Below are 25,362 nucleotides of genomic sequence, written 5' to 3'. Positions count from 1 at the left end.
GTCATGTTATGTATCAATTAACTATAAACTCATTAACCCAAGAGCAGTTTTTAGCCGAGTACTGGCAAAAAAAACCATTACTTATTAAGCAAGGCTTTAAGGATTTTTCTGATCCTATTGAGCCTGAAGAGCTTGCCGGCCTTGCCATGGAAGAAAGTATTGAATCTCGTATTGTCACCAATCACTCAGATGATTGGCAAGCATACCATGGCCCATTTGAAGACTTTAGTTTGCTAACTGAAAAGCACGCAACACTACTCGTACAAGCCGTTGACCATTGGCATAACGATGCTGCGCAATTACTGGAGCCATTTCGTTTTATTCCAAACTGGCGTATCGATGACTTGATGATCAGCTACTCTACGCCGGGTGGTGGCGTGGGACCGCATTTAGATCAATACGATGTATTTATTATTCAAGGTGAAGGTAAACGCCATTGGCGCGTTGGTTTACCTGATGCGAACTTAAAACAATTCGCACAAAATAAAAGCCTCTTACAAGTTGAGCAATTTCCTGCCGTGATCGATTGTGTATTAGAGCCGGGTGATATTTTGTATATCCCACCTGGTTGTCCGCATGAAGGCTATGCCGTTGAAAATGCGCTTAATTACTCTGTAGGTTTTAGAGCACCAAATCAACGCGATTTACTCTCTCAATTTGCCGATCACCTCATTGATACTGAGCTTGGCAATCAACGATATGGTGATGCAGAGCTTAAGTTACGTACTTCTAAAGGTGAACTTAGCCAAGCTGAAGCTGAAAAAGTAAAGCAGCTTATGATTGCTGCGATTAATGATGACGCAGTATTCAAGACTTGGCTTGGTAACAGTATGAGCCAGCCAAAGCATGAAATGGATTTAGCCCCGCTAGAAGACCCTTATTCATTAGATGATGTAATCAAGTTACTCAATGATGACGAGGTTGTTTTTGAGCGTTTAGGCGGTACCCGAGCTATCTACCAAGTTATTGACGATAAGATACTTTTAAGTATTAATGGCGTTAACTACATGCATGATTTAGATGAGCTTGAATTGATAACCAAGCTCACTGATCAAACTTGGCTGACCACAGCTGACATAAATAGTTCAAAAAATAATCACATTTTCTTGAAAACCTTTACTACACTTTTAAATGAGGGTATTTGGTTTTGTTAGGAGCGTGTGTTTATGGGCTATCATATAGATGAAGTTGAATGGAGTATCGACAAGGAACTCTTACAGCAAATCCGAGAACGGGTATTTGTATGCGAATTACATATCCCTAAACACATAGAGTTTGATCACCTAGATAAAACAGCACACCACGTACTCGTTACAGATGAGTGTAAATGCCCGGTTGCAACCGGGCGTTTATGTAGTGATGGCCTCATTGGCCGTATTGCCGTTTTACCTGAGCATCGCAATCGCTCAGTTTACAAATCATTACTGACATACTTAGTCAATATGGCAGAAAAACAAGGCTGCGACTGTGTCAGTATTAATTGTATTTTGAATGAAGTTGATCGATTTAAACGTAATGGCTTTTCAGCAGATGGCTTAGTATTTATGGAAGCCGGTATTCCAAGACAACGAATGCTGTGCCCTATCAAGCAATTTGATACAAGGCCGTTCACTTTAGTGCATTAAGCGAATTGGCATCAATAAAAAAGCTGAATAACATTATTCAGCTTTTTTAATAGAAATTACGCAAATTGAGTTATGCTGGCTCGTTTTGCCACATTTCGTCTTTTTCAAAAAGTTCATATAAGCCATGAGCACGATTGATGAGTAGATTTGCGAAATCAACTTTGGTTTTATCTACCGCACCTGACTGCATCAGCTGATCAGCTTTCAATTGCCATTGCATCGAGAAATAACGTAATACTTCACGCGCGTTGCTAGCTGCACCAGCTTCAGCATGATCGGTTGGTAAACGACCGGTGATCACCCAATAGCTTTTACCGTTTTGTGCTCTAAACTTCCAAATAGCTACTAAAGGCGCAATAAAACGGCTTTCTTTTTCTACAACAGTTTGCGGAATAACGCCTTTTTCTGCTAAATGCTTTTGTGCATTTTGGAAACATTCTCTTTGCCAAATAACACTTTGTTTTTGCGCTTCGGCTTGTTCTTCTGGTGTTAATGGTCTTGCTTGTTTTTGTTCCATGGTGGTTACTCTTTTACAACATTTATGACACTTTAAGGTTTAAAATGGCGCCGTGCAAGTGTTTACGGGCTATCAAAGAGCATTTTAAATTACTTGCCTACTATTCATTCAAATCAGAAAGAAGAGTTAGGCTCAGTTAAAAATTGTAGCTCTTCGGGGGTTGATTCACGGCCTAAAATCGCGTTTCGGTGTGGGTAACGACCAAACCTATCAATAATCACTTTATGCTTTAGTTCAAATTCATAATTACTCATGCCTTTAAACAATTGTTCAGCATGTTGATGAATGACTCTCGATTCACTGTGCATAAACGGCATATAAATAAACGCCGCTTGAGAGCTAGGTAATTTTTTATCAAAGCCAAGTTCAATTGCTCTTTGCGCTAAGCTTAGGGCTTGTGGATCTTGGCTAAAAGCCTGTGCAGTGTTTCGATAAATATTCCGTGAGAATTGATCTAACACTATAATTTCAGCTAAAGAGCCTTGTGCATCAAGTCGCCAGTCAGCATGCTCTCCAGCGATAACCTGCAAAAGACACTCTGAAAACTCACGTGTAATTAATGCATCAATGTCATTAGATTGTTGATACCAAGCTTCTGGGCCCAATTCATTAAACCAAAAATCGATAATCCTTTGCTTATTCATAAACTCTCCTTAATTACCCAGTACTTTTGCCGGATCTACCCTAGTGGCTTGCCACGCAGGATATAAGGTTGCCAAAATAGCGAGAACAAATGTAACAATCACCGTGATAACGATATCTTGCCAAACTAATTTACTGGGTAAAAACTCTATAAAATAAACACCTTGTAACGGGTTATCGCCAAATAAGTTACTTGCCCAAGTGAATAGTTCACTGATGTTTAACGCAAGCATTACGCCGATAATAGTGCCTAAGATCACACCAATTAAAGCTTGTGTAAAACCTTGCATTACGAAGGTTGCTAAAATGGTGCTATCTTGTGCGCCCATGGTTTTTAAAATCGCAATATTTGCTTGTTTTTCACGTACTTCCATCACTAATGAAGAAACGATATTAAAACTCGCTACGGCAATTATTAAAAACACCACGATATACACAATGGTGCGAACCATTTGAATATCTTGATATAAGCTACCCTGCGTTCTAAACCAACTCGAGACATAGACATAATCTGGTATAACTTGCCCCACGCGCATCGCTGTTTGATGGGCTGCAAATACATCTTCTACTTGTAATCGTAATCCGGTTACTTGGTTTTCATCGAAACTCAGCACACTTTGCGCTTTATCAAGGCGAATGAAAGCCGCCGTTTCATCAATTGGGCCGCCCATTTTTATAATACCCGCAAGATTCAAGCTCACCCGCTTTGGTGCCAGTAAAGTGTTACTTTGCTGGTTTATCTGGGGAATTAATAAGGTAACTGGGTCGCCAATCTTAAGACCTAATCGGTTGACTATTTGCTGCCCTAACAGTACATCTTCTTGTTGTAACTGACTAACTAAACGCCCTTCTGTGAATTGGTTTAATGCCGACACTTGGTTTTCAAATTCGGGGCTAACACCACGCACTTCAACCGCTTTTAGCTCGCTTTTATATTGTGCCATGCCGTTAACACTAATAAATGGCGCAGCACCTGTAACACCTTCTTGAGAACGCAATAAAGCAACTTTTGACTGCCAGTTATTGATTGGTTTGTTAGGGGCAACATATTCAACCTGCGGAACTACCGATAAAAGTCGATGTACTAATTGCTGCTCAAAGCCATTGATCACTGAAAGGGCAACAATTAACACGGCGACTCCCAAAAGTATGCCGATTGTCGATGCTTTAGCGATGAAGCTAACAAACCCGTTTTGTCCGTCTTTTTGGCCACTATGGGCACGAAATCGTTTTGAAATAAAGGCACTAAGCAACATGCTGAGACTCTTTAATAGCAAGCTTACCATCATCTAAATAGGCAATTTTGCCTAGTTTATCTGCAAGCTCTAAATCATGGGTTACCACAACAAAGCTGGTTTTTAAGCTGGTATTTAGCTCTTTGATTAAATCGTAAATCTTAATAGCGTTTTGTTTATCTAGGTTACCCGTAGGTTCATCGGCTAGCACTAAAGCAGGTTCGGTTACTAATGCACGTGCTATTGCAACCCGCTGCCTCTCACCACCTGACAACGCCGATGGTTTATGTTCGCTACGATGAGATAGCCCTACTTTATCTAGCATGTTACGGGCTTTTTCGGTTGCTGCTTTTGCGTTTAAGCCTTTAATTAATAATGGCATTGCAACATTTTCGATGGCAGTAAATTCCATTAATAAATGATGAAATTGATAAATGAAGCCCAAATTTTCATTTCGGAAACTGGCTTGTTGTTTACGGTTTAATTTAGCAACTTGCTGACCTTTAATTTCAACTTTACCTGAGCTTGCATTATCCAAGGTGCCTAATATGTGCAATAAGGTACTTTTACCGGAGCCTGAGCTACCAACAACGGCTAACATCTCACCTTGTTGAAGCGCTAAATCAACCCCTTTTAAAACAGCAACTTCGTTATCACCATCTTGATATACTTTGTTAAGCTGCTGACAATTGATAACTAAATCACTCATAACGTAATACCTCTGCTGGATTCACTTTTGCAGCTTTTCTGGCAGGATACAAGGTAGCTAAAAAGCTCATTGCAATACTCCCTGCGGCAATTAAACTCAAACTCATCACATCAAACTTAACGGGTAAACTCACACCGGCTAATAAATTGATGCCTAACATATTCAATAATTCATTAATGTTGCTACTTAATAGCACGCCAAGTAACGCACCAATGCTGGTACCAATTAGACCGTTGTATAAGCCTTGGATCATAAACACATGCTGTACTTGTAACGGAGTTAAACCCAGTGTTTGTAAAATAGCGACTTCACTTTGTTTTTCACTGACCATCATGGTTAATGCTGACACGATATTAAACACCGCAACGAGCACGATTAAGCCAAGTAACATCGACATAATGCGCTTTTCCATTGCCACAGCAGCAAATAGAGTCCCTTGGCTAGCTCGCCAATCAGTAACAGCGTAATCATTTAATATAGCTAACTGAGAGTGCAATACTTGTTCAACGGCAAAAGGTTCATATAGCGACACACTCAAATTTGGCGCAGATGATTTTGGTAGCTTTAAAACCCGGCCTAACGAATAGCCACTGGTAAATGCCAATGACATATCAATTTCTGATTGTGTTTCATACAGTGCAGCAACGGTAAACAAGCGCTGACTCGGTACTCGACCAAGAGGGGTGTACGTACTGGCATTAGGCATGATCACCCGTACTTTATCCCCAAGCGAAATACCCAATTTGCGGCTCAAATAGCGGCTAATTGCAATGTAGTAATTGCTGTCCATTACCAAGGACCAATTACCGGCAACAATTTTATCTTTTACGTTATAAAGGGAGCTTCCTTCATCATAGAGCCCTTGTAACAACACACCATGCAAATCTTGGTTAGTTTGTAAAATGGCTTCACCATGACGATACAGGTTAACTTGTTTAATATCTTGAGAATTTTCTAGTTGCTGCTTTAACTGCAACATGGTTTCTTTCGAATTACCCTCAGCTGATACTTCAATATGAGGAATTAAACCGAGCATGTTGGTTTTAAGGTTATTCTCAAAGCCATTCATTACCGAACTAACTGTAAACAAGGCCATTAAGCCAATAGCAATGCCCGCAATAGAAAAAAATGAGATGAATGAGATAAAGGCATTACCCTTTGAGGAGCGACTATATCTCAGCCCTATAAAAAGGCTAACAGGTTGAAACATAATGAGTTGTAGGTATTCCAAGGGCTAAATATGCGCCCATGTTAGCATACATTTAGCCAGCATGGGATGCGTGAAATTGTAAAAAATAATTATAAATCTGATACTTGAACACTAGCTACTAAATGGTCTAGCAATGCTTTTACATTGGTTGATATAAATTGCCTTGGCGGGTATACCCCCCATACTCCTTCAGGTTCAGGTGCAACATTCGAAAGTACGGCTGTCAAACGGCCATTGGCTAGGTGTTCATTTACATAGTAATCCGGTAATTGCACGATGCCTAACCCTTTTATTGCAGCATCAACCAATGCCCAACCACTATTACAGGCTAAGCGACCAGCCACTTTAATGTGCTTATCTTGGCCCTGCTCTTTTACCCGCCAATAACTGTTATTACCGATAAGGCAATGATGTTGATGTAATTCACTGACGCTGTGTGGTTGACCAAAATTATTAATATATTCAGGGCTACAGCATATAACGAGTCTGCGCTGGCTAATACGGCGTGCTTTTAATGTTGAATCTTTTAAGTGGCCAAGTCGAATTGCTAAGTCATACCCTTCTTCGAGTAAATTAACTTGCTCATTACTTAAATGACTGATCACTTCAATATCTGGGTGCTTTTGCATAAACGAGTGCACTGCCGGCATGATATAGCTTTCACCGTACATCACAGGAGCCGTTAATTTTATACTGCCTTTAGGTGTCAGTTGCTGCTCTGCAAGTAGTGCCGTGGCATCATCCATAGCATGCTGTAATTGTTTTGTTTGATGCGCAAACACTTGACCCTCTTGTGTTAGCACAACTTTACGCGTCGTTCGGGTTAGCAGCTGTGTGTTTAATCGCTCTTCCAATTGACTCACATACCGGCTTACATGCGCCACTGACATACCCAGTAGTTTACTTGCTTTTGTAAAACTGCCCGTCTCTGCTACCGCTAAAAACTCATCAATTCCGTGCCAACGATTCATTATTACCATAGTGTAAAAGTGTTTTAATAAAACGGAGATTATCATTCATTGAGAAACAAATAAAATAGACTAAGTTTAATACTTACTTCCAACAACTATAAGGGAACGTTATGACTGATTTTATTAAATCAAAAGCGGCTATCGCTTGGGGTCCAAATCAACCACTATCAATTGAAGAAGTGGATGTAATGATGCCTAAAAAAGGCGAAGTGCTTGTAAAGATTGTTGCTACCGGTGTTTGTCACACAGATGCATTTACTTTATCTGGTGAAGACCCTGAAGGTATTTTCCCAGCAATCCTTGGCCATGAAGGTGGCGGTATCGTTGAAGCCATCGGTGAAGGCGTAACGCACGTTGAAGTAGGCGATCATGTTATTCCTCTTTACACTGCTGAATGTGGCGAGTGTAAGATGTGTAAATCGGGTAAAACAAACTTATGCTCTGCGGTACGTGAAACGCAAGGTAAAGGTTTAATGCCAGATGGCACAACGCGTTTCTATAAAGATGGCCAGCCAATTTATCACTACATGGGTTGCTCTACGTTCTCTGAGTACACTGTATTACCAGAGATTTCACTTGCTAAAGTAAGTAAAGAAGCGCCGCTTGAAGAAATTTGTTTACTTGGTTGTGGTGTAACAACCGGTATGGGTGCTGTTACTAAAACAGCAAAAGTTCAAAAAGGCGATACAGTCGCTATTTTTGGCTTAGGCGGTATCGGTTTATCAGCGATTATCGGTGCGAAAATGGCGGGTGCAAGCCGTATCATTGGTGTTGATATCAACACCAGTAAATTTGATCTTGCTACTAAATTAGGCGCAACTGATTTAATCAATCCAAATGACTTCGACAAACCAATTCAAGAAGTTATCGTTGAGATGACTGATGGCGGTGTTGATTTCTCATTTGAATGTATCGGTAACGTTAATGTAATGCGCTCTGCTCTTGAGTGTTGTCACAAAGGTTGGGGTGAATCGGTAATCATTGGTGTTGCAGGTGCAGGCCAAGAGATCTCTACTCGTCCATTCCAACTAGTTACGGGTCGTGTATGGCGCGGTAGTGCATTTGGTGGCGTTAAAGGTCGCTCTGAATTACCAGAGATTGTTGAGCGCTATATGAATGGTGAGTTTGCGTTAAATGATTTCATTACGCACACCATGAAACTTGAAGATATCAATGAAGCTTTCGACTTAATGCACGAAGGTAAGAGTATCCGCTCTGTAATTCATTATTAATCTTTTAATTTGGCGCTAGGTATCAACCTAGCGCCTTTGTTTCAAGGATGTGGTTATGCTAGAAAACATAAGCTCAACAAAAGTCAGTGGTGGCTGGCATAAACAATATACCCACCAAGCTAGCAGCACACATTGTGCTATGCGCTTTGCAATATTTTTACCACCTGGTGCCAGCGAAACCAATAAAGTACCCGTCATGTATTGGTTGTCAGGTTTAACCTGTACTGATGAAAACTTTATGCAAAAAGCCGGGGCATTTAAAAAAGCGGCTGAACTGGGTATTGCGATTGTTGCTCCAGACACTAGCCCGCGCGGTGAAAATGTGCCTGACGATGAAAATTACGATTTTGGTCAAGGTGCTGGCTTTTATGTCAATGCGACTCAAGCGCCTTACAATGTTCACTACAACATGTACGACTATGTGGTTTCTGAGTTACCTGCACTTATCGAAGCACACTTCCCTGTGACGTCTAAAAAAGCCATTGCGGGTCACTCTATGGGTGGTCACGGCGCACTGATGATTGCACTTAAAAACCCTAAACAATACGTCAGCGCCAGTGCTTTTAGCCCGATTGTGAACCCGATTAATTGCCCTTGGGGTGAAAAAGCATTTAGCAATTACCTTGGTAGTGATAAAGCAAGTTGGCTTGAATACGACAGCTGTGAATTAATGAAAAAAGCCGTCGCTGAAGATTATTTACCCATGCGTATTGATCAAGGTGAGGCTGATAATTTCTTAGCTGAGCAACTCAAAACTGAGCACTTATTTGCTGTCGTAAACGAGAAAGATTACCCAGCCGAAATTAACATGCACGCGGGTTATGATCATAGTTACTTCTTTATCAGCAGCTTTATTGATGAACACCTAATGTTCCATCAAAAATATCTGTGATTAATATCTCATTTTTAGTGTGAGGACTTAGCTTCCTCACACTCTTTAATACTGCGTGTGATTTGCCTACAAACTAACTGTGGTTGTTGTTCTTCTGGTTTGAGTAAACCAATAACAGCGCTATCAATTTCAAAGCCTAACTTTGCAAATGAAAAGCCGTCGGCATCGGTTACAGTTCTGTTAGTTTGATTTGCATTTGTGGTTGCAAGATTTGTTGGTTGTGAGTTTTTTGCATAGCCATCGACTAATGACCCTGCCACTGTACATCCAACTAATTGGTAACTAAATAAGAAAGTGACAAGTTTTAGACTGTTACTCATCATTAAAACTATCCATTAATGTGGGCCTTTTTTTCGGCTCAGCTTTAACCTCAACACATTCTTTTACTGCGCGACTAATTTGACGACATTTAAGCTCAACATCCTTATCTTTGCTGCTATTCTCTAAGCCTTCAATAATCGCTTTGTCGATTTCATAACCTAACATTGTCATGGTCATACCATAGTTGACTCGGTCGTTATCTTTTTTATCTGCATAGGCACTTGCAGGCTGTGCTTGGCTAGCGCGCCCACCAATACCATCAGCAACTAGGCCGATTGCAGTACAGCCACTGAGCAAACTAACAGAAAGTATAAGATACAGAGATTTAAGCATCGGTCCTCCAATACACTTAAGCTTATTTTGTAAGCATAATAACAAACGCGTAATTTAACTGTAAAAAACTGTAGATTAATCACAAATATCGCGAATAAACTCTTTTAGAAATCCGACTAATTGTAAAAGGAATATTAATAAAAAAGGCAAAGCGCCTAAAATTGCGACGCTACGATTTAACGGCTCATCTTGTAACAGTAATAATGCAAAGCTGCATATGAATAATGCTAAACACCATGCGTAGAGTGTCACACGGTTATTTTGCTCAGAGCCAACCAGCTCTCTTATGACTAAAATCGCAGAGTCTGCGGAAGTGGCAACAAATATCAACAGTAGTAATAAGCTTAACCAAATAAACACGGTTCCTTGCCAGTCTAATTGATTAAAAAATACAAACAAGCCTTGGCTATAATCCTGTTTTATTGCGACTAAAATGCCCGCTTGATTGAGTCTATCCCATTCAATTGCTGCGCCAGAAAAGGCCGAAAACCAAACAATAGTGACTAAAGTTGGAATACACACAACCGCCAAAATAAATTGCCAAACCTTGCGCCCCTGACTAATTTTAGCCAGGAACACACCAACAAATGGCCCCCACGCTAACCACCAAAAGTAATAGTTATATGTCCAATGAATGGCCCAATCAGGCGTTTTTAATTGGCTATCAAATTGCCAAGTGCCGGTTGCAAGTAACTGTAAATAGTACCCAGTTCCATCTAATGCAATTTTAATAATGGGCGCAATCGGCACAACAGTTAATAACCAGGTTAGTAAAGCAAAGGCCAAGACCACATTGAATATACTCAGTGACTGTACCCCGCGTCGTAATCCAAATTTAACCGACAGCGAATAAATAACGGCTAACAAACAAACGATTAATGAACCCACTAATAATGTTGAAGTAACCCCCAACTCGATTTCTACACCTTTACTGATCAGTAAAGTCGAGTTTGCTATGGTGCCGACGACACCAAAAAAAATAGCGATTACCGCAATTAATTTCACAACAAATGACACTGTAAATTTTGCAGACTTATCTATCTGATTACCAAGTGCAGTTAAAACAGGTGCACAAATATCACCTGACTTACCACTGTATTGCGTTAATCCACCAAGCACTAACGCAAACACCGCATAAAGTGCCCATGCATGGGCGCCCCAATTAACCAAGGTTAAAGCGAGACTACTGGCTAGTCGGTCTGGGTATAAGCTTTGTTTAAGTGGTGGGTCAAGAGAATGTAACGCAGGCTCTGCTACGCCCCAAAAAACCAAGCCAGAGCCCATTCCTGCTGCAAACAACATGGCAAACCAGCCAAAGTTTGAATACTCAACAACAGCCTGCTCACCACCTACTTTACGGCTACCGAGTGGGCTAATGGCTAAAATAATGATGGCAAACAATAAAAAATTCACCAATAAGAAAAAGCTACTACCAGTCCATTTTAACAGCATTTGTACAAACGGCTGAACTTGCTCAGTGATAACATCAGGCAAAATCACAGCAATCAGTGCACCAAACATACACAGTGCAAGCGCGGTTTTTTCAAGAGAGGAGATGGAATGTTTCAATGTGAAGCCTATTTTGTCAGCGTGTTTAGCATACTGTTAGCATGGCTGAAATTCAAACAGCCAAAAGGCTGAAAAAATGACATAGCACTGCGTAAAAATCGCAAATTATAGCAAGCCCCACTTTTTAAAACCCGGCTACATGTCCCTAGTTTCCTGATTTTATTTAATTTGTTGATCGGGTATTGATATTGCAAAGCTATCATAATCTTTATAGCAAGGAACAAAGCATGGACTTTAATATTGATTGGTATGAAATCCTCGATAATTTAATTCATCTAGGTATTGCCTATTTACTTGCCCTTCCAATGGCTTTTGATCGAGAAAAAACCAGTAATGGTGCAGGTCTACGAACATTTCCATTAGTCGCTGTTGCATCATGTGGTTATGCATTAGTCGGCATGTCTGTTTTAACAAGTTCAGAGGCAGAATCAAAAGTACTTGAAGGGATTATCACGGGTATTGGTTTTATTGGCGGTGGTGCCATTTTGAAGAACAAAAACTCTACCTATGGAACAGCCACAGCAGCCAGTATTTGGAACATGGGACTCATCGGCATTGCTGTGGCATTTAGTCGTTACGAAATCGCCTTTTTAATGGCGTTGATTAATTTCGTAACGCTAAGATATGTTAAGCGCTTAAAGTAAACAATTAACTCGCGTCATATTTTGAGTTAACTATGGCATAGCCAGTTTGTTTAACTTTAATCTCAGCAGGGCTTGCAGATTTAACTAATAAACCGCAACGTCTGCTTTGCTCATCAATGACATAGTTAACCGATTCACTTGCTTCAAGGTCAATGACTTGATCTGCACAGCGGATCTGTAATTTAGAAACATCGCTCGCGCCTTCTATTTTGATAGAACCGCGAGACAAAGATAAATATGACAGCTTATCTTTTGAAACATTGATTTGTGAATTAATCTGCGGTGTTCGCGCCAATAGGTCATCAATTTGCTTGATAGTGGCAAGTTTATTTTCTTCTGAAAACTGTTTACCCTCGATATTATCTAACGCATAAATAGCATTGTAAGCAAGATTAAAATCGCCCTTGAAGCTGTACCATTGTAAAGCACTTTTAGCGACTAGATATTGTATATCTGTTGGTAACTTAGCTCGCAGTAAATAGGCTACAGACAACTGCTCATCAAAGCCAAACCATTGCTGTTGATGATAATAATATTGGCTTTTCAGCCATGCAAATAATGCCTGTTCAGAGGTGTTTTTAGTGTGATCTTTGTATAACTCAGCCAATGCTTGCTCAGCTTTATTAAACTCTTTTGCTTGCAGCATTTTATTGATTTCATCGTATTCATTAATAAAACCACGGCTCGCTTTGTCATTTGAGTAACCATTAAAATACTTACCTACTTCAAATGAAAACAGGTAACCCCCTTCTACGGTTTTGCCTTCTTTTGTGGCAGGTGCAAACTCTAAGTTGGTTAAGTATTTCTCTGCATTTTCTTCACTACCCCGAGTATCTGATGCCATGATCACTTCAATGTCTTTTGCCTTACCTTGCGTATCAACCACATAAGACATTAATGCCCAGCCTTCTAAGCGAGAGCCATTGTAACTACCGGGATAACGGGGGTTTGTATTTTTAACGATATAGGCAGAGGTAGCAGCTTGAACATCAACGCCTAAGTCATTGACATCTCTAGCTAAAGCCTGAGTAGGCAATGCGATAAGTGAACAAAGTACAGCGAGTTAGTTAATTTAATCATGAGTAATTGCTCCAATTCCCTTTGATAGGAACATTTATAGCACTAAAAAAGGCGCTTTAAAAGCGCCTTGCAATCAAGAATGTGCTTAAACATGCCTTGATCTTAAAACATATCCTGATAAGGGTTTGATTTTGATAATAAAACTTTTTTATCAAAACCTGGAATTGTCATTGAATCTTCACTAATTTCAATGTCATTTTCGTCAATTAAGCCATCACCAAAGCGATAAATAAGTTCATAATGACCTAAATCAGCCTGATGTTGGTAGTCAGCTTGCGCTTGGGCTACCTGAGTGTGACGGTCTTGATATTGCGCCATAACCTCATCACCATGCCGCTTTGCGAGCATCTTCAATGTAATTGCCGGTGATAACACAGTCGCTGTAGCATTGTTACCGCCAAACCCTTTGGAGTTAATGAATGCAATGTCCATTGCATCACATTGATAATGTTCTGTACGAATATCTAAATGTTGGCTGTACACATCATCTGCTACTTTATCGATTGTCGTAATACCCGGCATAATGTTGTGACTAAATACACCTAATGCCATAGCCAATTGATCACCACTGGCAGGCGCAATGGTATGGCCAACATACGCTTTAGGCGCAGCAACCTTCCAATTATCAATTGCAAATGTCTCTGCCACTTTATGATAGATCAGTGATTCTGTTACGCGGTTTTGCGGTGTACTTGAGCCGTGTGCCAAAATAAAGCTACGCTTTTGTACCGCCTCTTGACCAACAATACTGCTGGCTAGTGCAACAGATTTTGCCATCGTAATGTAGTTACCAGGGCCTGGTGCTGTAATTGATTTTTTAATACCATCGGCATTAACGAACACATCTGCAACACTGCCTAACACATCTGCACCTAACTCTAATGCCAATGCATCATCCATTAAAATAGCAACCTGTGCACCTTCACCAATTGTAAAACCACAGTTTTCACCAAATGGACGGCTGGTACGGCGATGATCAACCACATCAGAATTATCAAGACGCTTTAAGCCCTCTTCATTCGCAAGTGCGCTCATATTGCCAAAGCCTTCAACGATTTCAGGTGTAATAGCACACTCAACAGACGCAACAATAGCCACTCGAGTACGACCCGCTTGAATATCGTTTACTGCTGCACGTAAGTTATATAAAAACGTGGCACATGCCCCTGATGTAGTAAAGGTTGTGCCCACATTACCTGTTACATAGGCATTGATAAAGTCAGTCGACATGGTGTTTAAGCCAAGTGCCAGTTGTTTTGTGCTCACACGGTCGCCCTGCTGACGTGCACGAATCAGTCCACCAAATCCTTCATCATCAACTTGACCCGCAACAGAAGCTGAATAAGTGCCAATTTGATCAGGCTCAACGCTATTCATTACCTGCTGCCATGGCAGACCTGTCGAACGAATTGCATCGGTTGCGGCAAAGATAGTCGCTTGCAGGCCTCTTGGTTGATAACGGCTGTTATACATAGCCGAAGGTTCAAAACCTGTTGGTAATTGGCCTGCTGCTTTAATTGGATTATCACGGGTACTGTCATGTTTAATAGCAAGATCAGCAGTAATTGTGACTTTCACTTTTTTATCGCTTAACTCTTCAACCTGCCAAGCACTTGGTACTGGGGTTGGTAAATCACGGCGGCGCGTTTCAAAAACAATCTGCTGCTCATCTGACGCTGTTAACGTCATTTTTTGCTGCCATGGCGTTGCATCCACATCGAAGTGATTTTTTTCAATTTTACGAATAAGTGTGCCAGCTAAAATTTGTTCACCGAACTTAGCTTCGATGTCTGATTCAGCAATGCTATTGCCGTCAACATCTTTGAGTACACCTTCAGTAAGAGTAACTAAGTTCATTAATGTCGCTAAGCCTAAAAATGTCTCCTGACGGGCTTTAGCGTCCAAGCTGTCTAACACGATACGACGATAACCTTGATGAAAAGAAGTGCGGCCTGCGGCATTAATACCACCCATACCGACAATAACGGGTAATGCTGTCATAAAAAACCTTGAGAAAACGTGTTATGAGAATTAAGCCAAGTTTAAATGGATTAATTAACCTGCTTTATGCTTAAATAGCCAAATAACCTGCACAATAGGCCAAAAACAACTGGTCGGAGCAATTTGAGTGACGAAACTTCAACACGTAAAAGCCATTGAAATTAGTATTTTGGTTTATCCCCATTTACTAATAACCAGTTTAACCTTGCCTATCGAAATGCTCAGAGCTGGTGAGGCCTTTGCAAAAAGCCATCGTCAGCAGAACGAATTTAAACCTCTAAACATCAATTTAGTGGCAAGTAGTCTAAAAGCGATCCCTAATCGTGCTGGGCTTTCAATTATGCCCGATTGCGAAACCGTCACAGCGCCTGTTAGTGACTTGATTATTGTGCCTGGGATTTGGCGAAACCCGCGTCCTGTGGTGAGCAAACAGCAAAGTTTGGTGAACTGGCTCGGTGAATCTTGGCAGCAAGGCAGCCATATCATTGGTGTTGGAACAGGTAATTGTTTAGTTGCCGAAGCAGGGTTATTGGATGGCCACCCTGCTACCACTCACTGGCATTACGCAGAGCAATTTAAACGTGACTACCCTAAAGTGCAGCTTAAGCCTGACTTTTTCATCACGCAATCTGAGCGCATGTATACGGTTGCGAGTTTAAATGCCCTTGCCGATGTTATTGTGCATATTATTAGTCAATATTACGGGCGAGAAGCTGCACAACATGTTGAGCGCAATTTCTCCCATGAAATTCGTAAACCCTATGAAGAGCAGCGCTACCTTGAAGGTGCTGTCGATAAACACCCAGATGAGCTCATTGCACAAATTCAATTTTGGCTAAAAAACAATTTAACCTCCGAACTGACCCTGCAAGAAATTGCGGCGCAATTTAGTTTAAGCTACCGCACCTTTACGCGCCGCTTTCGTCAAGCCACCAGCCAAACTCCTGTTGAGTATTGGCAACAGCTTCGAGTACAAACCGCAAAAGAGTTATTAGCGTCTTCAAATTTATCAATTCAAGAAGTTGCCCTAGAAGTAGGTTATAACGACCAAGGCCATTTAACTCGGGTATTTAAGAAAGTACTCTCACAAACACCCAGTGAATACCGTACAGTCGTTAGACGAAAACTATTTGGCTAACTCTAAATAGCAAGAAATGTTCTAAGTCGAAGTCAGATAAATCATATTTAAGTTGCTGAATTAAAAATTATTACTAAGCTTTTAGTTAGTTGTATTGGTATTTGTTTGAGTAAGAAAAAATGTATCAGCTTGATTATGATGAATTAGTGCAAAGTTGGAATAAAACGCTCGAAGTTTTAGCCTTGTTTGCCGATGTACCCGTCGCCTTAGTAATGAAGGTAGAAAATAATATTATTAGTGTTTTTTCTAAAAACGATAATCAAGCAAACCCCTATGAAATTGGTGATAATGAAGAGTTAGAAGATTCAGGTCTTTACTGTGAGCATGTATTAAAAACCCAGAACTTACTGAATATCCCCAACGCTCTTATTGATGAGGACTGGAAAGAAAACCCAGATATCAAACTTAATATGATTTCTTATTTAGGTTTACCAATATGTGCTGGAGACACCACACCATTTGGCACTATTTGTATCCTTGATAGCAAACCCCATGAATACACAGAGCCTGTCATAAAACTACTCGAAACCATAAAGCAAAGCTTTGAAACGCAACTCAAATTGTTATACCAACAAAAGCAAGCGTTTGAACAACAACAATTTGCAGAACTGGCTACTCTAATTAGAGGGATTGCCCACGAGCTCAACACGCCACTTGGTAACTGCATTACCGCAGTTGATGTCACTCAACTTGCTGTCAAAGAAACACAAACACGGCTTGTGAAAAAACGCCTTAGCCAACAAGCCTTACAAAGCACATTAGAAACATTAATAAATACCAATGAACTCTTAGACAGAAACTTAACTTCATGTGCTTACAAGATACGTATTTTACAAGATTTGCTTTATACCAAGTCACAATCAAGTAAAACAATCATGACGTTAGCTCAGCTTTCGGAGTCACTGTACAAACACTTAGAAGAACAAATAAAACATCGTGGTATCAAATTAGATATTAATTATCAAAACCCTCACAGCCAATTCGAAGTTGAAATAGACTTGCTAAAACAAGTACTTTTTATTTTGCAGCAAAACTCAATTGAGCATGCGTTCAACAACATCGAAAACCCTGCTATAGAAATTGATATATATGATTTTGATGAGGTATTAAAAGTTCACTACACCGATAATGGCACCGGTATCAGCATAAGTGAACAAAACTCCATTTTCACCCCATTTTATAAAGGTAAAAACAACCAATCAGGTATTGGGCTTGGCCTCAGCATTGCGAAGAAGATAGTTACTCAACAACTACAAGGTGAAATCTGTGTTCAAGAAAGTAACAACGGCGCACACTTTTTAATTAGTTTGCCTAAGTAAGTTTTAATGAAGAAATCATACTTTTTTACATTGATGCTATTTACTCAAATTTCTTCTTTTGTTAGAGCAGAGCCAAACTATGATGAAGTTAAGCAATTAATCAACAAGCACTTTATCCGTACCAGTGATTATTCATACAAATCAGTCTATCTTGGCTATAAAACTCCAAACGTTGAAGCGCTTATTAAATCACTCAATGAACCTCATACTTATCTCAAGGATAAAGATTCAAATATAACTTTTTTCAGCGCCAAAAAACGCTGTGTTAGTAACAGCATAATTAAGCAGCATTTTCATAAAGGTAAACTTGCTTATCTAAAGGTTTCCAGTATTGGTATAACAACCACAAAAGAAAAATCTCAATATGTTCGTAATTCAATCAATAAAATAAGATCTCAAGACAACGAGAACTCTCGATACTGGATTATTGATTTAAGAAAAAATAGCGGCGGCAATATGTGGCCGATGTTACAAGCACTTTCCCCTTTTTTCGACGCTACACAGACATTAGGTGAATTCCATTTGTCATCTGGAAGCATTACTAAATTTGGTTTTAAAGATGGAATAGCCCATGAAAGCTCGCTACAAAAAATCAATTTCCAACCAGATACCTATCATTTAAAACATCAGCCTATTGGGATTTATGTTTTGATTGACTCTAGTGTCGCAAGTTCTGCAGAAGCATTGGCAATTGGGCTATCTTCTCTTAAAAATGTAACACTCGTTGGCGAGAAAACGTGTGGCTTAGCAACCGTCAATACTCCGTTTGAGCTCAGTGACGGAAGTATTCTTGTTTTAACAACAGGCGAGATGGCCAATATTCATGGTCAAACGTTTAAAAATGGAATCACACCTAGTATGAGTAGTCTAGAGTTTAGTACGCTAATCAAAGACTTTGTAGAATAAAATTTTGCTAGTCTGTGTGCAGCCTCTGTCTTCATAACCCACTATTGCATAGTCATTTTTGATAAGCAGACTCAGCATTGCAGGAAAACGGTTCATCGACTTAACTTTTATAGCTCGATAGCTGTGGGCTTTAACACATGCTTCTTGCGCGTTTAATAAAGCCTGCGCAATGCCCTTCCCTCTACATTCTGGCGCAACCGCGCCAAGCCAACTATGAAAGGTGTTTGAATCTAACGCATAACCCAGTTTGTAGGCCACAGGCTTATTATCGATATAGGCAACTAAAGCTAGGTGCTCAACATCTGGACACTGTGCTTGTAATTTGCTAAGGGTATTTCGGCCATCAAACTCAGGAATTTGACTATCAACAAGTAACAAATCGTCTAAACTAGCAGGCTTTATCGTGTAACAAGGCTCCATGACTCACTCTAATCTATTATCTAACTTCACTTTTCTTTTCGATAATACAACTTTGAATAGCGTTTTACACGGGCATGCACGCCGCGACCTAAACTCTTAAATTTAGCTTCAAGTACATCTACACCATATAAAATACCTACTACTAGCACAGATAGTTTTATTGCAGCTAGTAAGTTGTCGGTGGCAATGACAACACCAATTGATGCTAATACCCAGATCGTTGCAGCGGATGTTACACCAACTACCGCGCCATCTTTTGCAAGCATTACTCCGGCACCTAAAAAGCCAATACCGGTGATAATTTGGCCCACTACACGTGAATGGTCTATCACATCGCCATGCAACATAAATGCAGTAGCAAGAAATAAGTAGGTACCTAACACAATGAGTGCGGAGGTACGAATACCAACAGGCTTACCGCGTAACTGACGCTCCATACCAATAATTGCGCCGCAAAATGCGGCGCTACCAATTGCTGACCAAGAATAAGGGGCAATATCAAATAAACTACTCAGAGTCACTGTACTTCCAAATCAAACTAACAATTAAAATTATAAATAAAAGGCCATCGCAGTGCTGAGTCTTGATGAACCAAAACTCGCCATTTTGTTAAAATCAGCTTTGGCTATTGGGACATGCTGACAATCAATCGCCAATTGTTTTTCGTTTTCACAAAACGGGTCATGCACGTACAAGCAATGCTCATCAATATGCGTTACACACACCCAGTGCGGTGACTTTTTACCATCAAACCGATAGGTGCTGATCAATAACACCACCGCTTTACCCTCAGCAAGCCAATCTTCAATGGAGGCCAAGGTTAACTCTTGATACCTCACAGGCAGTTTTGCAGCGATTGCTTCAGCCACAAACTGATTGTGTACGGTATGCAAAATGGCTTTTTTCTTTTCGCTTCTTACCCCGTCAATAAACAAAGTATCACGGGTATTTAAAACTACATCAGCTTTAAAACCACGTTTCATTGCAGCAAGTGCTAACCCCAGAGGATGGCAACCTCCATGCCCTGAAGTCATGAAGATAGTCGTGGCTTCACGCCATATATCCAGCTCTTTGAGTTGGCTCATTGCGGTATCATTCAAGGATGACATTGCCATTAATAGCGCCGCAGGACCACAGGTAAACTCGGTTGTTTGCTGATACCAAGGCGTGTGCTTATCGGCATTAAATTCGATATTACGACGAATGTTTTTTTGCATTCGATGGGCATCACTATGGTCATCATAATAATCACTATAATGACCAAACACCTGGTAACCCAGTTTTTCATATAAACGAATTGCTGATTGGTTGTTTACCGCAACTTCTAAACGCATGTATAAACGGCCCCGTTTAGCCGTTTCATTTTCAAGCGCAAGTAGTAACTTTGAAGCAATCCCTTTACCTTGCTGAGATTGCAAAACCGCCAGTGAATATAACCGAGCAAGGCGCGTCCCTTTGTGGCACCACACTAAACCATAACCAACCAGTTGATTATCTACCTCAGCCACCATCAATAAGCCGTGGCTTGCGCTGATCCAGCGTTTTAAACTACGGCTACTTAATCTATCTTGGCTAAAGCTTTGCTCTTCAATGGCGACAAGAGCCGTCAAATCCGTTGCATTGGCAAAGCGGATTTGACAAACAGATGCGTTCATTAACCGCGGCCTCGTGCTTCTAGGCGTTGTTTAAACTCATCCATAATGATCATATAAAGCTCATCACCTAAATAGGCATCTTCGACTTTATGGTCGATACTCGGGTTGTCATTCACTTCTAACACGTATGCTTTACCTTGATGCTCTTTAACATCAACACCATACAAACCTTTACCCACCGTTTTACAAGCTTTTAATGCTGCATCAAGTACAACTTTAGGTAGCTCAAACGTTGGCAAGGTTTCAAAACCACCTGAGAAAAAGCGTTTTGCATCATGGTTGTAAATTTGCCAGTGATTACGCGCCATTAAATAACGACACGCATAAATTGCACGGCCATTTAACACCCCGACACGCCAGTCGTATTCGGTGTACATGTACTCTTGTGCAAGCACAAGTGCACTAAACTCAAACAGTTCTGTTAACTTAGCAACTAACTCATCACGATTTGCAACTTTAAATACGCCTTTTGAGAAAGAGCCTTCTGGCATTTTTAATACCAGTGGGTAGCTAAAGTTTGCTTCTAAACTTTCAATTGTCTCTTCACTTGTATCAGCCACAACGTGAGTTTTTAAACTCGGCACTTTTTGATAATTAAAGGCATCGTGCAAATACACTTTATTACAACAGCGCAGTATTGACTCTGCATCATCAATCACCACTAACCCTAAGCTTTGTGCTTTACTCGCTAAACGATAGGTTGGATGGTCGATGGCCGTTGTTTGACGAATAAACAACGCATCAAATTGTGCAATATTGGTAATTTCATCAAATGTCAGTGCTTGAGCATAAATACCATGTTTAGCGGCTGCTTTAATAAATTTAGCAATGGCATCTTTATCACTTGGCGGCACTTTTTCTTGGTGATCAACCAATATAGCCATATCCCAACGGTAACGACGTTTTTTATCGTGAATGCGCCACACAGACTCGGTAAAGCTACTGAGTTGTTTTACAAACTCTGTAAAGCCAGTGTCATCTAATGATGCAATCGTGCCTTGCTTCACAACACCATGCTCATCACACACCAAAATAGGCGCAGGATATTGCGAGAATAATGCTTTGGTTGCTTTACTTTGCTGTTCTTGATCTGTGTGACCAAAAAAGACAGTGCCACCAGCAAGCTCTTTATGACGCGTGCTGTGCTCATCGCTACGGAGCGCATTAATTGTTTTTACACTCGGTAATACCTGGTGCTTTCTTGCTTCAGCAAGCAAAGAACAATAATAACCTTTACTTAAATACTGCCCTGTATCACACAAGTTTAAAATGCGCGTTTTTGGCTCATTATGCTTCGGGTAATCACGTAAGTAGGTGTCAAAGGTAATGACATTTTCGAAATTTTGAGCAATACGTTGCTCATTGTTATCAACCACAATCAAGGTTTTAAACACGACTTTTCCTAAATTAAGTCTTATGAAAAAAATGAAAACACCCAACCAATTAAGTGAATGCATGAGGCTAAACTTCACTTAACTAGATGGGTGCTTATAAGCATTAAGCTTGATGTGATTTATAGAGGGTTTTTAGCTTTGTGACCAACGAGTTATTTTTTACCTTAAGATGAAATTTATTGATTAATAAATTTTCTAGATCAGAGTATTTCAGTAATGTTGTAAAACTGTGTGTTGCCTGCAATAGTCAGTGTTACTTCATCATCAATTTGCTTGCCAATCAGTTGTTTACCTAACGGCGCTTCTCGGGTTACAACATAAATCGCTTGCTCTTTTACGGTGACCACTAAGCCACCAGCACTTGGGCCCATAAAGAACCACTTTGCGTTATCTTGCTCATCGATAAGACACACTAATGCACCTTCACGAACCTTATTAAATTCGCTTTCTTTAAACACCGTATTGAATGCCTGAATATCACGGTAGCACTCATTAACTCGCTCAGCTTGCCCTTGCGCTAAATAAGCGGCTTCTAAACCCAAGGTATCGTATTGAGTTTCAGCAACACTTTCTTCGTGAGTTGCTGCATCATGGGCCGCTTTTGCCGCTTCTTTAGCGTTTTGCAGTTGTGCCTCAAGCGCAAAGCGTAAATGTTCAATTACGTGTGTTTTATTCATATCAAAGCAGTTAAAACAGAAAAGCCGCTATTCTATGGAAAAATAGCGGCTGATGAAAGTAAGTTATAAAACTGACTTACGGCATCTCCATATAGGCTTTGGTTTTATCATCCAGTGTTTGGGTGTAATTTTCTGAACTTAACCCCAATAACTGCGGCAAGGTCGCGGCGATACAAATCGATGATAATGTCCCCACCACAATGCCCACAAATAACGCGATAGCAAAACCCGTTAATGCAGCCCCTGCAAGCAGCCAAATACAGGCAATGGTCGCAAGTGTTGTGCCTGAGGTGATCAATGTACGCGTTAACGTAGAGCCAATTGCATCATTAATCACAACATGGGTATTTATGCGTTGATTGTCTGGCTGAATACGTAAAAGCTCTCTGACTCTGTCGCCAACAATAATTGAGTCATTTAATGAATAACCAATAATAGCCAGTAAACTCGCAAGCACGGTTAAATTAAACTCAAGCCCTAGCAAGGAAAACAAACCAAGCACTAAGATTAAATCATGTAACAGTGCAACCACTGAACCTACTGCGAGTCGCCATTCAAAGCGCACGGCAAGATAAACCATAATTGCAATCAGCGCTGCAAATAAAGCTAAACAGCCCTGTTCAAAAAGCTCATCACCCACTTGTGAGCCTAAAAATGAGCTAGATAATACGCTATAGTCGACGCCTTGTTCATTCAGCTCTGCTTGCCAAGTACTCGCTTTGCTAGCCTCTGGTGCTTCTCTTAAAACAAAGTGATATTCACCCGCTTTACTGATGGCTAATTTACTCGCAACCTCGGGGCTTAACTTTGCCTTTAAATCAGCAATTGTCGTGACTGACGTTGTGTTAATTTCCGTGATGTAGCCACCTGTAAAATCAAGGCCAAAGTTTAGCCCTTTTACAGATAAAACACTTAAGCTCGCGATGACAAAAACACAACTTAGCAGTAATCCTAAAACGCGCGCTTTACTCGGTGCAGTTAATGTTGACCAACTCATGCTTTAGCCCCCGTTAAATTAGTTAGTTTAATGTAGAGTGTTTGGCTAAGCGCTTTCGAAATATAAACGCCAGTAAAGACACTGGTTAATAGCCCAAGCGCTAACGTGATTGCAAAGCCTTTCACCGGCCCATAACCAATGGCGTATAAAATAATTGCCGTGATCATCGTAGTCACATTGGCATCAAAAATGGTCGTAAATGCTTGGTTATAACCTTGCTCAATCGCTTGATATGTAGGTCGACCTTTGCGCTTCTCTTCTTTTATTCGCTCAAAGATAATCACATTGGTATCCACTGCCATCCCTATCGTCAGAACAAGCCCTGCAATACCCGGTAAAGTCAGTACAACCCCCGGTAATAACGACATTAAACCAACTAAAGCCGTTAGATTAAGCAATAAAGCAATATTGGCAATCAGCCCTAAGCGACGATACCAAAGCGCCATAAAGGCAAGGGTAATACCGATACCCAGCATTAACGCTGCTAAACCGTGTTCAATGTTTTCACTACCTAAGCTTGGGCCTATGGTTTGTTCTTGAACGATTGTCACTGGCGCTGTGAGCGACCCTGCGCGTAGTAAAAGCGCTAAATCGTAAGCTGCTTGCGGGCTTTTCATATTAGTAATGCTAAAACGAGAACTTAAATGCTGGGCAATGTTTGCTACATTGATCACTTCGCTTTTTTTCACAACGTCGCCATTCGCATCCCGCGAGTATTCAGAATACACCGTGGCCATTGGTTTACCTATGTTGTGCTTTGAAAAAGCAGACATCGCATCGCCACCTTGCGAATCTAAGCTAAGCTGAACTAAAGGCTTGCCCCATTCATCTTTGCCAACACTGGCATTATTAATGTGATCACCTGAAAAAATCGCCATCGGATTTAAATTAACAACGCCACCGCCTTGTACATTAAACGCTTTACCACCGACTTCGACGACCTGGTAAAAATCAAGGGTCGCAGTTGCACCAATAATACGTTTCGCTTCTGATGGGTCCTGCACACCGGGTAACTCAATACGAATGCGCTGCTTACCTTGTTTTTGCGTTACCGCTTCAGTAATACCAAGCTCTTCAATGCGACCACGCAGGGTTGTTAAGCTTTGCGCCATAACTTGTTTATTGAATTCGTTTTGGCTTTGCTCATTAAAATGCAGTAATACCGTGGTTAGGTTATTCGTTGTTGATTTAGTTTGCATCAGGCCTTTGAATTGACCTTGTAACGTTGAGACAAGTCCTGCAAGTTGCTCCTCACCACTTGGTAAAATTTGTAACTCAACCCCATCTTTTACTTCACTTGCCCGGATCCCACGAATTTTGTCTTTACGAAGCGTCAATTTAGTTTGTTGATACACACTGTTTAAGTGCTCTTGCATTGCTTTATCTAGGTCAACATCAAGCACAAATAAAACGCCACCATTTAAGTCGAGTCCCAATTTAATCGGTGAAAGACCCAGCTGCTGGAGCCATTGTGGGCTTGTCGCATGCTCAACAATTTTAGCCTCTAGCTGTGGGTATTGCGTTTTTATAAAGCTCAACGCATTAGCACTTTGAGTCGGCTCAGCTAATAAAATAGCCAGTTGTGCTTGGCTATCATTGGCTTCAGTCACTTCAAAACCATGTTGATTTAGTGACGTTGTCACACTTTGCAGCGTCACAGTTTGATCTGGCAAGCTAATGTGCAACCAAGATTTGTTAGGGTAAAGGTTAGGTAGTGCGCTAACCGCTAATAAAATACACGCCGCTATCATAGCGACATAACTCATTTTTAGACGACGCCATAGCGCCGGCTTAGATTTATGTGACATACATGACTTCCTTCCGGCATTGTCAGCCGGTAAAAATTTAATTCCAAAAAATAAAAAGTAACGAAGG

26 protein-coding genes are annotated in these 25,362 nt (G+C 40.6%); 8 read left to right on the top strand and 18 right to left on the bottom strand.

Features of this window, described 5'->3' with window-relative positions; all coding sequences use genetic code 11:
• Positions 1–8: 8 nt before the first annotated feature.
• Together C2M33_RS06650 and C2M33_RS06645 are read left to right on the top strand one after the other, a co-directional pair.
• Positions 9–1,154, top strand: coding sequence for a cupin domain-containing protein (locus C2M33_RS06650; protein WP_105174060.1), 1,146 nt, complete (start codon positions 9–11; stop codon positions 1,152–1,154).
• Positions 1,155–1,166: 12 nt separating this feature from the next.
• Complete coding sequence (locus C2M33_RS06645; RefSeq protein WP_063705610.1) at positions 1,167–1,625, top strand: GNAT family N-acetyltransferase; 459 nt, start codon at positions 1,167–1,169, stop codon at positions 1,623–1,625.
• 70 nt (positions 1,626–1,695) lie between these two features.
• Here C2M33_RS06645 and C2M33_RS06640 read toward each other — a convergent pair whose 3' ends face one another.
• The 6 genes from C2M33_RS06640 to C2M33_RS06615 form a co-directional block, all read right to left on the bottom strand.
• Positions 1,696–2,142, bottom strand: a complete 447-nt coding sequence (locus C2M33_RS06640; RefSeq protein WP_063705612.1) for a DUF4826 family protein — start codon at positions 2,140–2,142, stop codon at positions 1,696–1,698.
• Positions 2,143–2,255: 113 nt separating this feature from the next.
• Positions 2,256–2,786, bottom strand: coding sequence for a DUF924 family protein (locus C2M33_RS06635; protein ID WP_105174059.1), 531 nt, complete (start codon positions 2,784–2,786; stop codon positions 2,256–2,258).
• A gap of 9 nt (positions 2,787–2,795) precedes the next feature.
• Positions 2,796–4,040 carry a lipoprotein-releasing ABC transporter permease subunit gene (locus C2M33_RS06630; protein WP_105174058.1) on the bottom strand — a complete coding sequence of 415 codons (1,245 nt, stop codon included), beginning with the start codon at positions 4,038–4,040 and terminating at the stop codon, positions 2,796–2,798.
• On the bottom strand, positions 4,030–4,728 hold the full coding sequence (gene lolD, locus C2M33_RS06625) for a lipoprotein-releasing ABC transporter ATP-binding protein LolD (protein WP_063705619.1): 699 nt from the start codon (positions 4,726–4,728) through the stop codon (positions 4,030–4,032). Before lolD ends, C2M33_RS06630 begins: the two co-directional genes overlap by 11 nt.
• Positions 4,721–5,938, bottom strand: a complete 1,218-nt coding sequence (locus C2M33_RS06620) for a lipoprotein-releasing ABC transporter permease subunit (RefSeq protein WP_105174057.1) — start codon at positions 5,936–5,938, stop codon at positions 4,721–4,723. Before C2M33_RS06620 ends, lolD begins: the two co-directional genes overlap by 8 nt.
• Positions 5,939–6,027: 89 nt before the next feature.
• Positions 6,028–6,909, bottom strand: a complete 882-nt coding sequence (locus C2M33_RS06615; protein ID WP_105174056.1) for a LysR family transcriptional regulator — start codon at positions 6,907–6,909, stop codon at positions 6,028–6,030.
• 110 nt (positions 6,910–7,019) lie between these two features.
• Between C2M33_RS06615 and C2M33_RS06610 the strand changes: the two genes are divergently transcribed.
• Both C2M33_RS06610 and fghA read left to right on the top strand, forming a co-directional pair.
• A complete protein-coding gene (locus tag C2M33_RS06610) occupies positions 7,020–8,141 on the top strand; it encodes an S-(hydroxymethyl)glutathione dehydrogenase/class III alcohol dehydrogenase (RefSeq protein WP_063705626.1) in 1,122 nt (373 codons plus the stop codon).
• Between the two features lie 55 nt (positions 8,142–8,196).
• Entirely contained in the window at positions 8,197–9,033 is an 837-nt protein-coding gene (fghA, locus tag C2M33_RS06605; RefSeq protein WP_105174055.1) for an S-formylglutathione hydrolase, read from the top strand.
• Between the two features lie 14 nt (positions 9,034–9,047).
• Here the strand turns inward: fghA and C2M33_RS06600 are convergent, their stop codons facing one another.
• The 3 genes from C2M33_RS06600 to C2M33_RS06590 all read right to left on the bottom strand — a co-directional run bounded on the left by C2M33_RS06600 (position 9,048) and on the right by C2M33_RS06590 (position 11,256).
• Positions 9,048–9,356: a hypothetical protein gene (locus C2M33_RS06600; RefSeq protein ID WP_105174054.1), complete on the bottom strand. Its 309-nt coding sequence runs from the start codon at positions 9,354–9,356 to the stop codon at positions 9,048–9,050.
• Positions 9,346–9,687 carry a hypothetical protein gene (locus tag C2M33_RS06595; RefSeq protein ID WP_063705631.1) on the bottom strand — a complete coding sequence of 114 codons (342 nt, stop codon included), beginning with the start codon at positions 9,685–9,687 and terminating at the stop codon, positions 9,346–9,348. Before C2M33_RS06595 ends, C2M33_RS06600 begins: the two co-directional genes overlap by 11 nt.
• Before the next feature lie 75 nt (positions 9,688–9,762).
• The gene (locus C2M33_RS06590) at positions 9,763–11,256 is read right to left on the bottom strand and encodes a BCCT family transporter (RefSeq protein ID WP_233999124.1); all 1,494 of its coding nucleotides are present in this window, start codon (positions 11,254–11,256) and stop codon (positions 9,763–9,765) included.
• A 227-nt stretch (positions 11,257–11,483) separates the two neighbouring features.
• On the opposite strand from C2M33_RS06590, the gene C2M33_RS06585 reads away from it, so the two are divergent.
• Positions 11,484–11,900 carry an MgtC/SapB family protein gene (locus C2M33_RS06585; protein ID WP_054561617.1) on the top strand — a complete coding sequence of 139 codons (417 nt, stop codon included), beginning with the start codon at positions 11,484–11,486 and terminating at the stop codon, positions 11,898–11,900.
• Between the two features lie 4 nt (positions 11,901–11,904).
• Here C2M33_RS06585 and C2M33_RS06580 read toward each other — a convergent pair whose 3' ends face one another.
• Together C2M33_RS06580 and C2M33_RS06575 are read right to left on the bottom strand one after the other, a co-directional pair.
• A complete protein-coding gene (locus C2M33_RS06580) occupies positions 11,905–12,936 on the bottom strand; it encodes an energy transducer TonB (RefSeq protein WP_158685568.1) in 1,032 nt (343 codons plus the stop codon).
• 146 nt (positions 12,937–13,082) lie between these two features.
• Positions 13,083–14,981 (bottom strand): beta-ketoacyl synthase, encoded by a 1,899-nt coding sequence (locus C2M33_RS06575; RefSeq protein WP_105174051.1) that lies wholly within the window; start codon positions 14,979–14,981, stop codon positions 13,083–13,085.
• Positions 14,982–15,108: 127 nt separating this feature from the next.
• On the opposite strand from C2M33_RS06575, the gene C2M33_RS06570 reads away from it, so the two are divergent.
• From C2M33_RS06570 to C2M33_RS06560, 3 genes are all read left to right on the top strand, one after another.
• Positions 15,109–16,119, top strand: a complete 1,011-nt coding sequence (locus tag C2M33_RS06570) for a GlxA family transcriptional regulator (protein ID WP_105174050.1) — start codon at positions 15,109–15,111, stop codon at positions 16,117–16,119.
• A gap of 119 nt (positions 16,120–16,238) precedes the next feature.
• Complete coding sequence (locus C2M33_RS06565; RefSeq protein WP_063705643.1) at positions 16,239–17,438, top strand: GAF domain-containing sensor histidine kinase; 1,200 nt, start codon at positions 16,239–16,241, stop codon at positions 17,436–17,438.
• A 6-nt stretch (positions 17,439–17,444) separates the two neighbouring features.
• Positions 17,445–18,344, top strand: a complete 900-nt coding sequence (locus C2M33_RS06560; RefSeq protein WP_105174049.1) for a S41 family peptidase — start codon at positions 17,445–17,447, stop codon at positions 18,342–18,344.
• On the opposite strand, the gene C2M33_RS06555 is transcribed toward C2M33_RS06560, so the two are convergent.
• The 7 genes from C2M33_RS06555 to secD all read right to left on the bottom strand — a co-directional run bounded on the left by C2M33_RS06555 (position 18,321) and on the right by secD (position 25,295).
• Positions 18,321–18,764, bottom strand: a complete 444-nt coding sequence (locus tag C2M33_RS06555) for a GNAT family N-acetyltransferase (RefSeq protein WP_105174048.1) — start codon at positions 18,762–18,764, stop codon at positions 18,321–18,323. The genes C2M33_RS06560 and C2M33_RS06555 overlap by 24 nt on opposite strands.
• 26 nt (positions 18,765–18,790) lie before the next feature.
• Positions 18,791–19,285, bottom strand: coding sequence for an MgtC/SapB family protein (locus C2M33_RS06550; protein ID WP_063705648.1), 495 nt, complete (start codon positions 19,283–19,285; stop codon positions 18,791–18,793).
• A gap of 30 nt (positions 19,286–19,315) precedes the next feature.
• A complete protein-coding gene (locus C2M33_RS06545; RefSeq protein WP_063705650.1) occupies positions 19,316–20,419 on the bottom strand; it encodes a GNAT family N-acetyltransferase/peptidase C39 family protein in 1,104 nt (367 codons plus the stop codon).
• Positions 20,419–21,813 carry a RimK family protein gene (locus C2M33_RS06540; protein ID WP_105174047.1) on the bottom strand — a complete coding sequence of 465 codons (1,395 nt, stop codon included), beginning with the start codon at positions 21,811–21,813 and terminating at the stop codon, positions 20,419–20,421. Before C2M33_RS06540 ends, C2M33_RS06545 begins: the two co-directional genes overlap by 1 nt.
• Positions 21,814–22,013: 200 nt before the next feature.
• Positions 22,014–22,490: a GreA/GreB family elongation factor gene (locus tag C2M33_RS06535; protein ID WP_105174046.1), complete on the bottom strand. Its 477-nt coding sequence runs from the start codon at positions 22,488–22,490 to the stop codon at positions 22,014–22,016.
• A gap of 76 nt (positions 22,491–22,566) precedes the next feature.
• Positions 22,567–23,487: a protein translocase subunit SecF gene (secF, locus tag C2M33_RS06530; protein WP_105174045.1), complete on the bottom strand. Its 921-nt coding sequence runs from the start codon at positions 23,485–23,487 to the stop codon at positions 22,567–22,569.
• Positions 23,484–25,295, bottom strand: a complete 1,812-nt coding sequence (secD, locus tag C2M33_RS06525; protein ID WP_105174044.1) for a protein translocase subunit SecD — start codon at positions 25,293–25,295, stop codon at positions 23,484–23,486. The genes secF and secD overlap by 4 nt, the downstream gene beginning before the upstream one ends.
• Positions 25,296–25,362 lie beyond the last annotated feature (67 nt).

The organism is Pseudoalteromonas sp. T1lg122 (assembly GCF_002964825.1).
In the GTDB taxonomy this organism is placed as follows: domain Bacteria; phylum Pseudomonadota; class Gammaproteobacteria; order Enterobacterales; family Alteromonadaceae; genus Pseudoalteromonas; species Pseudoalteromonas gelatinilytica.
Note: the sequence above shows the minus strand (reverse complement) of the source record. Positions and strands in the feature narration are given on the sequence as shown.

What these genes read in the sequence shown, in the direction of transcription:
- C2M33_RS06650 (WP_105174060.1), top strand. Translation starts at nt 9, where the DNA reads ATGTATCAATTAACTATAAACTCATTAACCCAAGAGCAGTTTTTAGCC.
- C2M33_RS06645 (WP_063705610.1), top strand. Translation starts at nt 1,167, where the DNA reads ATGGGCTATCATATAGATGAAGTTGAATGGAGTATCGACAAGGAACTC.
- C2M33_RS06640 (WP_063705612.1), bottom strand. Translation starts at nt 2,142, where the DNA reads ATGGAACAAAAACAAGCAAGACCATTAACACCAGAAGAACAAGCCGAA.
- C2M33_RS06635 (WP_105174059.1), bottom strand. Translation starts at nt 2,786, where the DNA reads ATGAATAAGCAAAGGATTATCGATTTTTGGTTTAATGAATTGGGCCCA.
- C2M33_RS06630 (WP_105174058.1), bottom strand. Translation starts at nt 4,040, where the DNA reads ATGTTGCTTAGTGCCTTTATTTCAAAACGATTTCGTGCCCATAGTGGC.
- lolD (WP_063705619.1), bottom strand. Translation starts at nt 4,728, where the DNA reads ATGAGTGATTTAGTTATCAATTGTCAGCAGCTTAACAAAGTATATCAA.
- C2M33_RS06620 (WP_105174057.1), bottom strand. Translation starts at nt 5,938, where the DNA reads ATGTTTCAACCTGTTAGCCTTTTTATAGGGCTGAGATATAGTCGCTCC.
- C2M33_RS06615 (WP_105174056.1), bottom strand. Translation starts at nt 6,909, where the DNA reads ATGAATCGTTGGCACGGAATTGATGAGTTTTTAGCGGTAGCAGAGACG.
- C2M33_RS06610 (WP_063705626.1), top strand. Translation starts at nt 7,020, where the DNA reads ATGACTGATTTTATTAAATCAAAAGCGGCTATCGCTTGGGGTCCAAAT.
- fghA (WP_105174055.1), top strand. Translation starts at nt 8,197, where the DNA reads ATGCTAGAAAACATAAGCTCAACAAAAGTCAGTGGTGGCTGGCATAAA.
- C2M33_RS06600 (WP_105174054.1), bottom strand. Translation starts at nt 9,356, where the DNA reads ATGATGAGTAACAGTCTAAAACTTGTCACTTTCTTATTTAGTTACCAA.
- C2M33_RS06595 (WP_063705631.1), bottom strand. Translation starts at nt 9,687, where the DNA reads ATGCTTAAATCTCTGTATCTTATACTTTCTGTTAGTTTGCTCAGTGGC.
- C2M33_RS06585 (WP_054561617.1), top strand. Translation starts at nt 11,484, where the DNA reads ATGGACTTTAATATTGATTGGTATGAAATCCTCGATAATTTAATTCAT.
- C2M33_RS06575 (WP_105174051.1), bottom strand. Translation starts at nt 14,981, where the DNA reads ATGACAGCATTACCCGTTATTGTCGGTATGGGTGGTATTAATGCCGCA.
- C2M33_RS06565 (WP_063705643.1), top strand. Translation starts at nt 16,239, where the DNA reads ATGTATCAGCTTGATTATGATGAATTAGTGCAAAGTTGGAATAAAACG.
- C2M33_RS06560 (WP_105174049.1), top strand. Translation starts at nt 17,445, where the DNA reads ATGAAGAAATCATACTTTTTTACATTGATGCTATTTACTCAAATTTCT.
- C2M33_RS06555 (WP_105174048.1), bottom strand. Translation starts at nt 18,764, where the DNA reads ATGGAGCCTTGTTACACGATAAAGCCTGCTAGTTTAGACGATTTGTTA.
- C2M33_RS06545 (WP_063705650.1), bottom strand. Translation starts at nt 20,419, where the DNA reads ATGAACGCATCTGTTTGTCAAATCCGCTTTGCCAATGCAACGGATTTG.
- C2M33_RS06535 (WP_105174046.1), bottom strand. Translation starts at nt 22,490, where the DNA reads ATGAATAAAACACACGTAATTGAACATTTACGCTTTGCGCTTGAGGCA.
- secF (WP_105174045.1), bottom strand. Translation starts at nt 23,487, where the DNA reads ATGAGTTGGTCAACATTAACTGCACCGAGTAAAGCGCGCGTTTTAGGA.
- secD (WP_105174044.1), bottom strand. Translation starts at nt 25,295, where the DNA reads ATGTCACATAAATCTAAGCCGGCGCTATGGCGTCGTCTAAAAATGAGT.